This window comes from Rhizobium sp. 05N430 (genome assembly GCF_056396985.1).
On record NZ_JBFTMO010000003.1, the window covers coordinates 154,078 to 165,723 of the forward strand.

At 61.6% G+C, this 11,646-nt stretch carries 8 protein-coding genes; 3 read left to right on the forward strand and 5 right to left on the reverse strand.

Going from position 1 to position 11,646, the window contains the following annotated elements; translation table 11 throughout:
* Positions 1 to 50: 50 nt before the first annotated feature.
* Both AC1DJO_RS08195 and AC1DJO_RS08200 read left to right on the forward strand, forming a co-directional pair.
* Positions 51 to 1,025 carry an L-threonylcarbamoyladenylate synthase gene (locus tag AC1DJO_RS08195; RefSeq protein WP_477969797.1) on the forward strand — a complete coding sequence of 325 codons (975 nt, stop codon included), beginning with the start codon at positions 51 to 53 and terminating at the stop codon, positions 1,023 to 1,025.
* 16 nt (positions 1,026 to 1,041) lie between these two features.
* On the forward strand, positions 1,042 to 2,466 hold the full coding sequence (locus AC1DJO_RS08200) for an FAD-binding oxidoreductase (RefSeq protein WP_477969799.1): 1,425 nt from the start codon (positions 1,042 to 1,044) through the stop codon (positions 2,464 to 2,466).
* Here the strand turns inward: AC1DJO_RS08200 and AC1DJO_RS08205 are convergent.
* Entirely contained in the window at positions 2,463 to 5,291 is a 2,829-nt protein-coding gene (locus AC1DJO_RS08205; protein WP_477969801.1) for a DUF1217 domain-containing protein, read from the reverse strand. The two genes, AC1DJO_RS08200 and AC1DJO_RS08205, sit on opposite strands and share 4 nt — an antisense overlap.
* Before the next feature lie 313 nt (positions 5,292 to 5,604).
* Between AC1DJO_RS08205 and AC1DJO_RS08210 the strand changes: the two genes are divergently transcribed.
* A complete protein-coding gene (locus AC1DJO_RS08210) occupies positions 5,605 to 6,171 on the forward strand; it encodes a DUF6101 family protein (protein WP_112386520.1) in 567 nt (188 codons plus the stop codon).
* A 57-nt stretch (positions 6,172 to 6,228) separates the two neighbouring features.
* Here AC1DJO_RS08210 and ubiA read toward each other — a convergent pair whose 3' ends face one another.
* From ubiA to AC1DJO_RS08230, 4 genes are all read right to left on the reverse strand, one after another.
* On the reverse strand, positions 6,229 to 7,188 hold the full coding sequence (gene ubiA, locus AC1DJO_RS08215) for a 4-hydroxybenzoate octaprenyltransferase (protein ID WP_477969803.1): 960 nt from the start codon (positions 7,186 to 7,188) through the stop codon (positions 6,229 to 6,231).
* 62 nt (positions 7,189 to 7,250) lie between these two features.
* A complete protein-coding gene (locus AC1DJO_RS08220) occupies positions 7,251 to 7,832 on the reverse strand; it encodes a histidine phosphatase family protein (RefSeq protein ID WP_477969805.1) in 582 nt (193 codons plus the stop codon).
* Positions 7,833 to 7,885: 53 nt separating this feature from the next.
* Positions 7,886 to 9,145, reverse strand: a complete 1,260-nt coding sequence (locus AC1DJO_RS08225) for an SAM-dependent methyltransferase (RefSeq protein ID WP_112386496.1) — start codon at positions 9,143 to 9,145, stop codon at positions 7,886 to 7,888.
* Between the two features lie 134 nt (positions 9,146 to 9,279).
* Positions 9,280 to 11,586 carry a Tex family protein gene (locus tag AC1DJO_RS08230; protein WP_477969807.1) on the reverse strand — a complete coding sequence of 769 codons (2,307 nt, stop codon included), beginning with the start codon at positions 11,584 to 11,586 and terminating at the stop codon, positions 9,280 to 9,282.
* Positions 11,587 to 11,646: the final 60 nt, after the last annotated feature.

An 11,646-nucleotide genomic window follows, 5' to 3' on the forward strand; every position in this document is an offset into this window, starting at 1 on the left:
ATCGCAGGCGCTCAAGAGCATAAGGGACTGCCTGAGATTATAGGCAGTTCATGGCACGTATCATCGACATTACCGCAAGCCGGGAGGAAGCGCTCAGCGCAGCGTCTGCCGTGCTTGGCGAAGGCTATCCGGTGGCAATCCCGACCGAGACCGTTTACGGGCTTGCGGCCGATGCCACCAACCCCGCCGCCATTGCCCGGATCTATGAGACCAAGGGCCGCCCGCAGTTCAATCCGCTGATCTGCCATATGGCCGACCTTGCGATGGCGGAGGAATATGCGTTCTTCGATCCGCTCTCGCGGCTTCTGGCGGAGGCCTTCTGGCCCGGGCCGCTGTCCCTGGTGCTGCCGCTGAAAGAGCAGAGCGGCATTCATGCCCTGGCAACCGCTGGGCTCGACACCGTCGGGATCCGGATTCCGAAGGGTTTTGCCGGCGAACTGATCCGCACCTTCGGAAAGCCGCTTGCCGCCCCCAGCGCCAATACATCCGGCAAGATCAGCGCCACCAGCGCAGACCACGTCGCCGATGATCTCGGCGGCAAGATCCGTTTGATCCTCGACGCGGGATCAAGTGACGTCGGCGTCGAGTCGACGATCGTCAAAGTCGAGAACGGCGAGATGACGCTACTGAGGCCCGGAGGGCTGGCAGCCACGGACATCGAGCGCGTTGCGGGCAAGCGCCTGCGTCGCAGGAAGAAGGCCTCAGCCGCGATCGAAGCGCCGGGCATGCTCGCCTCGCATTATGCGCCGGGTGCCGCCGTGCGGCTCGATGCCGATGCCGTCCTGCCTGGCGAGGCGGTGATCCTGTTCGGGCGACCTGAAATCCGCGGCATTGCAGATGCAGCAATCCAGCTGAACCTCAGCCCCGCAGGCGACCTTGCCGAGGCAGCCACCAACCTGTTCGACTACATGAAGAAAGCCGATGCCAGCGGCGCGGCGACGATCGCGTTTTCACCAATCCCCGATGAGGGACTTGGCGAGGCGATCAACGACCGCTTGAGGCGCGCTGCCGCACCGCGCGAATAACAAGGACCGAGCCCCGATGAGCGTATCCCCGGAACTTCTCGACCGCTTCACCGCCATCGTCGGCGAAAAATATGCACTGCGTAGCGAGGCCGAACTTGCACCGCACCTGGTCGAGAACCGCGGCCTCTATCACGGCTCCTCCCCTCTCCTCCTGAAGCCTGCCAATGCCGGTGAAGTCTCAGCGATCCTGAAGCTTGCCACCGAGACCGGCACCGCAGTCGTGCCGCAGACGGGCAATACCGGGCTGGTCGGCGGGCAGACGCCACGCGAAGGCAAGTCCGACATCATCATCTCGCTGGAGCGCATGAACAAGATTCGCCACGTCGATCCGGTCGCCAACGTTCTGGTTGCTGACGGCGGCGCCATTCTGGCCGAAGTGCAGAGGGCGGCCGAGGCGCGTGGACGGCTGTTTCCGCTGTCGCTCGGTTCCGAGGGCTCCTGCCGCATCGGCGGCAACCTGTCGACCAATGCCGGCGGTACGGCGGTGCTGGCCTATGGCAATATGCGCCAGCTCTGCCTCGGCCTCGAGGTGGTGCTGCCGACCGGCGAGATATGGGACGGACTGCGGCGGCTGAAGAAGGACAATACCGGATACGACCTGCGCGACCTCTTCATCGGCGCCGAAGGAACCCTCGGGATCATTACCGGCGCGGTACTGAAGCTCTTCCCGCAGCCGCTCGGCAAGCAGGTGGCCTTTGCCGGGATCGGCAGCGTCGAGGACGCGCTGGCGCTCTTCAATCTGGCAGGCAGCCTTTGCGGCACCTCGCTGACCGGCTTCGAGCTGATGCCGCGCTTCGGCGTCGAGATCACCAGCAAACATATCGACGGCGTGCGCGATCCGCTGGAAAGCCCGCACCCCTGGTATGTGCTGATCGACATCTCGACCTCGGATTCGGCCGAAACCGCCGAGCGGATGATGAACGCGCTTCTGGAAAAAGGTTTTGAGGAGGGGTTGGTGCAAGACGCTACCATCGCCTCGTCGGTCGCCCAGCAGCAGGCACTCTGGCACATGCGCGAAAGCATGTCGGAGGCGCAGAAGCCCGAGGGCGGTTCGATCAAGCACGATGTCTCGGTGCCGGTTTCGCGGATCCCGCATTTCATGGCGGAAGCGGCCGAGGCCGTGATGGCGGTGATGCCTGGCGCGCGCATCTGCGCCTTCGGCCATATGGGCGACGGCAACATCCACTACAACATCTCGCAGCCCATCGGCGCCGACAAGAACGCCTTCATTGCCCGATGGCATGAAATGAACGGGATCGTGCATGGAATCGTGCGCGCCCATGGCGGCTCGATCTCGGCCGAGCATGGTATCGGTCAGCTGAAGCGCGACGAGTTGGCCGCGATCCGCTCCGAGATCGAGATGGATCTGATGCGCCGCATCAAGCGCGCCTTCGACCCCGCCGGCATCATGAACCCCGGCAAGGTCGTCAACCTCGATTAACCGAGGACGCCGGCCGCCTTGGTGGTTCCGCCATTCGTCAGGATCTGCAAGGCGGGCGCCTGGGTGGTGCTGTTCTGGATGTCGTACATCGCCGTGAAGCGCTTCACCAGCTTGTCGACCTTCTTGGGATCGCCGAGATCCTTCAGATCCATGAACTTCTGCAGCATCGCCACCTGCTTGTCGACATCCATGCTGGAAACCTGGCTCGGCAGGTTGAAGGCCGTCTGGACGACCTGGAACAGCGCCTTGTCGCCAAGGATCGTGTAGAGCGACGTAATGTTCGGCGCCTGGCGGGTGAAGTAGAGCGCAAGACGGGTGCCGTCGTTGTTCTGCCCCTGCTGCGTTTCCAGCGTCTGCGCCAGATAGCCCTGCTGCGTACGGTCGAGCGCACCCTGGTCCTGGACCGCGCCGAGCTTGGAGCGCGTCAGATTGCCGTCCTTGTCGAAGTTGAAGTCGGCGACGATGTCCTTGAACTTGGTATCGGCCTTGGTGTTCAGATAGCTCTTCGGATCGGCGGGATCAGAGGTGAAGATCTTCTTCAGCGTATCCTTCTTGTAGTCCTTCGGGTCGAGACCGACGGACTTGAGGATGAAGTCGGTGAGCTTGCTGTTGCCCAGCAAGTCGTCCAGCGACTTCACATCGTCCATGCCCTTGGCGAACGCATCGACGTCCTTCGCCGCATCCTTCGATGCCTTGTCCTTGGCCGGACCGTCAGCCATGAACATCAGCAGGTGCGACTTGTAATTGGTCGCGTATTTCGCCATCGACGCGTCGGAGAGCGGCGCCAGATGCTGACCGATCTTGCCATCGCTGCCGAAGTTGAAGGCGCGGGCGAAATTGGTGATGCGCTCATCCTTCAAGGAAGCGACATAGCCCTTCGGATCGTAGGCATCGCTCGTCAGCACCTTGCGGGCCATCGACTTCGGGAGGTCCGCTTCCGTCAAGCCAAAGGCCTGCAGCGCGACATGATACATGTCGGGAAGGTCGTCGTTTCTCTTGCTGAAGTCGATCTGCTTGTTGTCGCGCAGGAAGTCGTTGATATTCTTGACGTCCGAGAACGTTCCTGTGCCGACGCTCGAGGTAATGAGGTTCTTGTAGTTTGTGGTGATGTCATCCATGAAGTCGTTGGCTTCATCGTCGTAGCGCTTCATGTACTGCGTCGAGGTCTGCGTGGTAGCTGCAGCGCTCTGGGCACCATCGGGCGACGTGACCGTTCCGTCCGTATTGAAGTTAAAGGCGTCGTGAAGCTCGGTGAGGCCAAGCTGGCCGGCGAGGCCCGAATTGACCAACACCTGGCGCAGGCCGGTATTATCAAGCCCGTCGACAAGACCGCTACCATAGCCATGCCTGCCAAGGCTGTAGGCCGCCTTTATGTAAGACGTCATGCGGTCGTCGGCCATCAGCTGATCGACGTTGGTGATCGTCTTGATCGTCTTTTCGAAATAGGACTTGTTGAAGGCCGCCGCCGCTGGCGTGACGTAATAGACGTCGTCAGGTTCGCCTGGTGCGTCGTCGTAGTCCACGACCTTCTGCAGAGAGTTCAGTGTGTACTTCTCGAGGATGCCGTTCTTCTGATCGGTCGTCTGCGCTGCGCCGACCGTCGAACCATCCGCATTGAAATTGAAAGCCGAGGGCGCATCGGGCGCGCCCACCGAGGCCGCGTAGGCAGGATCGGTCAGCAGCTTCGTGACATTCTCATCGGTCATCGACATCGGCACGCCGAAAGCGACCTTGACATAGGAGGATAGGCCGGGATCGGCGACGATATCGTCGGCGCCGGTCACGGTTTCCATGATCCGCTTGTAGTAAGCCGTCGACTGATCAAAGCGGGTAGCGGCGGTCACCGTCTGCGCGGCGGTCTGCGCGCTGCCATTAACACTGCCATCGGCGTTGAAGCTGAAGGCCGAATTGAGCGTCGTGTAGCCCTTCGCCGCGGCTTCCGTCGGATCGGTCAGATAAGTCTTCAGGTCGGCATCCGAAACGGTGCTGCCGACATTGTAGACCGCGCGGACGAAATTGTTGAGCTTCTGGTCCGACAGCAACTGATCGACATTGGCAATGCTGCCGATCGCCGACTGGAAATAATCCTTGCCGTTGGCATTGGCGCGGCTGACCAGATCGGTCTGCTGTGCGGCCGTCTGCGGCGGCTGCGGTGTCGCACCGGTCGTGCCGTCGGCCGCGAAATTGAAGTAGCTGGCCATATCCTGATACTTGGCGTTGGCCTGCGTATTGACGAAGCTGTTCGGATCGCTGACGTCGCTCGTCAGAACATTCTTCAGGAAGCTGTTCGACACATAGGTACCGTCGATGCCGAAGGTCTTGAACACAAAGTCCTTGAGACGCGGATCGCCGACCAGATCATCGACACTCGTCACATCGCGCATCGCCGATTTGAAATAGGCAGACTCGGTCGCGGCGTCCTTGCCGCTATCCTGATACGACTGCGTATAGAGGCCGATCATGTCGTCCTCCTGAGAGGAGGTCTGGGCCTGTGGCGCTGCCGTGTGAAAATTAAAGGCGGCGGCGAATGTCTTGTAACGGGAATCAGCCAGCTTGTTGGCGAAGCTGTTGGCGTCGGTCAGATCGCTCTCCAACACCTTTTTCATGAAGGCCTTGGCATAGGTCATGTCGCTGAGACCGTAGGCGTCCATGGCATAGCTATAGAGCTTATAGTTGCCGAGAAAATCGTCTACGTCTTTGACCTTGTTGATGTTCGCCGCATAGTAATCGGCATTGCTCTTGACGGTCGACTGGGATGCGACGCGATCGAGGCTCGTCTTCATATCTTTCGACAATATCGCGTAAGCAACGGAAGATGAAATCATCGAGAGCGCCCTTTTCGGGAAAATACCTAAAAGAATAACGGGATATCCTGTCTCGATTTTGCCACTTAAAGCTTACTTGAGGCTTACCGGCGCGGGTGCCGTTATGGCACACGCCCTTATGAGACAACGTTCACATTCCAGAAACCCTGCCACATTCGATTTTGATAACCATCAGGAAAGGCAGCGTTTTCTTAACCGCAAATTTTAAGCGGTCCGGAAGAGGCCGCGCCTATTGTCGAGCCATAGAGGGCGAAAAAGCCCCGAGGAGAAGACCGGAAACCGGCTCTCAGGTAAGACAAGGGTAGAAATGAACATGAACAACACCGTTATGAAGCCCGCATGGGCTGGTACGACACTGCGCCTCGATCCGTCGCGCTTTCCCCAGCAGGTCAGCTACGCCATCCATGACGCCTCCGGTGACGTCAACATAACGATCGACGAACGTGGCGCCATCCTGCGCAAGGTTCTCCCCTCCAGCGGCCTGCCGCTCTCTATCGCCCTGCCGAAGCGCGCCTTCAAGGGTGTTGCAGCCCGGGCGATCGACCATGGTGACGGCGAAGTGACCGTGACCCTGGAACTCCACCACGAAGATCCCGATCTCTGCGTGCCGCTCCTCGTCGCACACGATCTCGGCGATATCGCCGCCGACTGGCGCGGCTGGTCGGAAGCCTTCCGCATTCCGATGCTGATGGTCGAGGCCGATGGCGTTGCCCGCCCGCTGGAAGAACATCTCGGCGATCTGCGCACCAGCCACATGAAGCCGCGCCGCCGCCACTCCTATTTCGCCAACCGCCGCCCGCGCTTCCTGGTGCGCCGCACGACCGGCAAGCTTGGCGTTTCGATGAAGATCGAAGGCAAGGAAATCATCGCCCGCAATTGATCACGGCGAGAAAGCTCAAACAGAAAACCCGGCCTTGCGCCGGGTTTTCTGTTTTGATCAGGGCAGCGTCAAAAGCAGCGAGACGAATAGCCCGGCAAAGATGATCAGGCCGACCCGGTTGTTCGACTTGAAGAGATAGAGGCACTGGTCGCCGTCGTTGATATCCAGCTTGACGATCTGCCAGGCAAACATGCCTGCAGCGATCGCGAGGCCAAGATAGGCGACAGGGCCGACGCCTGCCAGCCAGAAGGCAAGCAGCATCAACGCCAGCGTCGCCCCGTAGAGACCGATCAGCCACTGGCGGGTGCGATCACCGAACAGCCGCGCTGTGGAGCGGACACCGATCAACTCGTCGTCTTCCTTGTCCTGATGCGCATAAATCGTGTCGTAGCCGATCGTCCAGACGACGGAGGCGATATAGAGCGAGACGGCGGCGAGTGAGAGCGCGCCGAAGGTTCCGGCCCAGCCCATCAGCGCGCCCCAGGAGAATGCCAGGCCGAGGAAGAATTGCGGCCAGTCGGTGAAGCGCTTGGCGAAGGGGTAGAGCGCCACGATGCCGAGCGACAGGATGCCGAGGATGACGGCAAACCAATTGAACTGCAGAAGGACGATCAGGCCAACGAGGGCTTGGAGAACGATGAAGATTTTCGTCTGTGTGCGGGTGACGCGGCCCGATGGCAGCGGACGCGAGCGCGTGCGGGCCACCTCCATGTCGATCTTGTGGTCGACGAGATCATTGTAAGCGCAGCCCGCGCCGCGCATGGCGACGGCGCCGATGAAATAGAGGATCAGATGATACACCGTGCGCCCGCCGGAAAAACTGCCGGCGGCAGCGGCTGCATTGGCGGCAAGCGCCACCGACCAGAAGCACGGCCACATCAGCAACTGCCAGCCGATCGGCCGGTCCCAGCGCGCCAGCTGCGCATAGGGCCACAGCCAGGGTGGCAGGATCCGGTAAACCCAATTGTCCGAAGGCGCGTCGGCGACTCGCCCGTTCAGTCCGTCGATCTGTTGCATGCGGCCATCTAGCGACGGTGAGCGCGGCGGGTCAAGCGGGCATGGGGACGCGGGTGATTGGCTTACTTCCCATTCCATCGCCGGATCACCGGCTCGGTCAGGTCGTGCTCATAACCCAGCACGCTGATGCTCGCCGTATCCAGCACGAATTTCGATCCGTCTTCCGGCGGCAGGTCGAGCCAGCGGGCGGCGAGTACGCGCAGGAAATGGGAGCTGGAGAAGATCAGGACGGGGGCGTTCAGCGCGCGCAGTCCGGCGATGATGCGGTCGGCGCGGGTGCCGGTATCGGCGGCGGTTTCGCCGTCAGGGCAGCCGTCGCGGAAGAGCTGCCAGCCTGGGCGGGTTTTCAGGATTTCCTTGGTGGTGATGCCTTCATAGGCGCCGTAGTCCCATTCGGCGAGATCATCCTTGATGACGGCGTTGGCGCCGAAGCCTGCGAGGCTGCAGGTGTTGCGGGCGCGTTGCGACGGGCTTGACCAGACGGCGGATGCCGGAACGCCCTGGAGACGGGCGGCGAGGCCGCGGGCGGCCTCCTCTCCCTTTGCGGTCAACGGTATGTCGCTGCGGCCGGTATGCTGGCCGGACAGGCTCCATTCGGTTTCGCCGTGGCGGACGAGGGTTATTTCGGGATGGGCGCTGGCCATGACAACAATGATCCTTGAAGCGAAAAGCGCGGCTCGATGGCCGCGCTCGATTGTCAGAAGCTAATCTTTTCCAAAGGCGGACGCACCGCCTCGAATTCCTTCAGCTTGGTTTCCGCCGCCGGAATGTAATTGCGGTTATCAGGCGTCGAATACTGGTTCTTGGTGATCTGGATTTGCATGATGAACAGCTCGTCCCAGCGGAAGCCGATCTCGGAGCCGGCGAGATAGAACTCCCACATGCGGAAGAAGCGTTCGTCATAGAGCGCCACTGCCTCGGCCTTGCGGGCAACGAAGCGGTCGCGCCAGTGGCGCAGCGTGTAGGCGTAATGCAGCGGCAGGACTTCGACATCGCGGACCAGCAGCCCTGCTTTCTCGATCGCCGGAATGGTTTCGCCGATCGAGGGGATATAGCCCTGCGGGAAGATGTATTTCTCGATGAAGGCGTTGGTGGCGAAACTCGGTTTCGGGCGGGCGATCGAATGCAGGACCATGACGCCGTCATCGGCCAGAAGTTCATGCACTTTACGGAAATAATTGGCGAAATTGCCGATGCCGACATGCTCGAACATGCCGACGGAGACGATGCGGTCGAAGGGCTGTGCCCGCATCGTCCGGTAGTCCTGCAGCTCGAAGCGGACGCGATCGGCAAGGCCGCGCTTTTCGGCGCGGTCGCGCGAGATCTTCAGCTGCTCTTCGCTCAGCGTGATGCCGGTATGATCGAGACCCGGTGTCGCCTCGGCGATATAGAGGCCCATGCCGCCCCAGCCGGAGCCGATCTCCAGCACGCGCTGGTTCGGCTGCAGCAGCATCTTGGCGGCGATATGGCGCTTCTTGGCGACCTGCGCTTCCTCCAGGCTGATGCCCGGCGGATCGAAATAGGCGCAGGAATATTGCCAGTCCTCATCCAGGAACAGCTCGAACAGCCGCTCCGACAGATCATAGTGATGGGCGACGTTGCGCTTGTTGTGATTGACCGGCAGACGGCTCTTCAGCTGCTGCAGGGCGATGCGGCCGATGAGAAGCGCCGCCATCGGAATGTCAAAGATCTCGTTGGTGGTGTTCTGCTTCACCATGGCGAGGAAGTCGTAGATGTTGCCGTGTTCAAGAATGAACCGGCCATCCATATACATTTCGCCGAGCTTGAGGGTGGGGTCGCGGCGGATCAGCTTTTCCGCCTCTTCATCGGCGATGCGGACGGCGACCAGATCGCCGCTGCCATCACCGACCGTATGTGTCTCGCCGTTGGCGAGTGTAAGCTTCAAGTTACCCTTGCGGATGATTTTCTGGACAATCGACAGGAATCCCGACGCCATGATGAGGCCTCGCAATGTGACAGGACGGTCACATCAACTTAATAGCTCTCTCGTCTCTGACAAGCGCACAGTTTAGCACTTTGGCAACAACGCTGCCAAACTGTGACATTTTTGCAATTATCAGCCCTAAGTGCTTATTTTCGCTTCATGGCTTCGGCGAGCGCGGCGCCAAAAGCGCCCTGGCTTTCCTGTTTTGGCGGCGTGGAGCGCGAAGAATTCTGCGACCGGGGCGCGTTGTTCGTGCGCTGCTCGCCTCGTGGCGGGGGTGCTGTGCCATCGTCCTTGCGCATCGAAAGAGCGATGCGTTTGCGCTTGGCATCGACCTCGACGACGCGGACCTTCACGACATCGCCGGCTTTGACGACCTCATGCGGATCCTTCACGAAACGGTCGGCGAGCTGCGAAACGTGGACAAGGCCATCCTGATGCACGCCGATATCGACGAAGGCGCCGAAGGCCGCGACATTGGTGACCGTGCCCTCGAGCATCATGCCGGGCTTCAGGTCGGAGATCTCGTTGACGCCTTCGGCGAAGGTCGCGGTCTTGAAGCTCGGGCGCGGGTCGCGGCCGGGCTTTTCGAGCTCCGAGATGATGTCCTTGACGGTCGGCAGGCCGAACTGCTCGTCGATGAACTTGCGCAAATCGAGACCCTTCAACAGGGCGCTGTCACCCATCAACGAGCGCAGGTCGCGGCCGCAGGCGGCAACGATCTTCTTGGCGACGCCATAGGCTTCCGGGTGCACCGACGAGGCGTCCAGCGGCTCCTTGCCATCAGGAATGCGCAGGAAGCCGGCGGCCTGTTCAAAGGTGCGGTTGCCGAGGCGGGCGACCTTCAGGAGATCCTTGCGGCTCGCGAAAGGGCCGTTCTGATCGCGGTGGACGACGATGGAATCGGCGATCGAGCGGCTGAGGCCGGACACGCGCGACAGCAGCGGCGCAGAGGCGGTATTCAGATCGACGCCGACGGCGTTTACGGCATCTTCGACGACGGCATCAAGCGACCGGGAGAGCTTGCCCTGATCGACATCGTGCTGGTACTGGCCGACGCCGATCGACTTCGGCTCGATCTTGACGAGTTCGGCAAGCGGATCCTGGAGGCGGCGCGCGATAGAGACGGCGCCGCGCAAGGAGACGTCGAGATCCGGGAATTCGGCGGCGGCGGTCGCCGATGCCGAATAGACGGAGGCGCCGGCTTCGGAGACGATGACCTTGGTGGGCTTGGTGCCTGGAAGCTCGGCCAGCATGTCGGCTACCAGCTTTTCGGTCTCGCGGCTGCCGGTGCCGTTACCGATCGAGATCAGCTCGACATTGTGCTTGCGGATCAGCGATGCGAGCTCGACCTGCGCGCCGCGCACATCGTTTCTCGGCTGGAACGGATAGACGGTGGACGTCGCAACCACCTTGCCGGTGCCATCGACGACGGCGACCTTGACGCCGGTGCGGATGCCCGGGTCGAGGCCCATCGTGGCGCGCGAGCCGGCGGGGGCGGCCAACAGCAGGTCCTTTAGATTGCGGGCGAAGACGTGGATCGCCTCTTCCTCGGCGCGTTCGCGCAGCTCGCGCATCAGATCGAGCGATAGCGACATGGAGAGTTTGACGCGCCAGGTCCAGCTAGCGACATCGAGCAGCCAGCGGTCGCCGGGGCGGGAATTGCCGATCTCGTAGGCGGCAGCGATCATCCGCTCGACCGGCTTGTTCGGCGATGCTGTCTCGGCATCGGCCTCGATCGTCAGGGTCAGCACCTCCTCGTTCCAGCCGCGCAGCATGGCGAGCGCGCGGTGGCCGGGGGCGGTTGCCCAGCGTTCGGAATGGTCGAAATAGTCGGAGAATTTCTCGCCAGCGGCCTGCTTGCCATCCACGACCTTGGCTTTCAGCAGGGCTGCGCTGCGCATATGGGCGCGCAGCTTGCCGAGCAGGTCGGCATTTTCGGCAATGCCTTCGGCAACGATATCGCGGGCGCCTTCGAGCGCCGTCTTCACATCGGGCACATCGGCGGTGATATAGGCTTCGGCGAGCGTTGCCGGTTCCCTGGTTCGATCGGCGAGGATCGCTTCGGCGAGCGGCCCGAGGCCACGCTCGCGGGCAATCTCGGCGCGGGTTCGGCGCTTCGGCTTGTAGGGCAGATAGAGATCTTCGAGCTCGGCCTTGGTTGCGGCACCCGAAAGCTTGCCCATCAGCTCGTCGGTCATTTTGCCCTGCGAGTTGATGGATTCGACGATGGTGTCGCGCCGCGCCTCCAGCTCGCGCAGGTAAACCAGGCGTTCGGCGAGGTTTCTGAGCTGGGTATCGTCGAGGCCGCCGGTCACTTCCTTGCGGTAGCGGGCGATGAACGGAACCGTCGCGCCCTCGTCCAGCAACTCGATCGCCGCCTTGGCCTGATCCGGCCGGGCGTTGATTTCCGAGGCGATGACGGCGGAGAGCGAGCGAAGGTCTGCGGCCATGGGATTCCCTGATCGTTGACAAAAGTTGGCGGACCATAGCGGCGAAAAACGGCAAGGCAA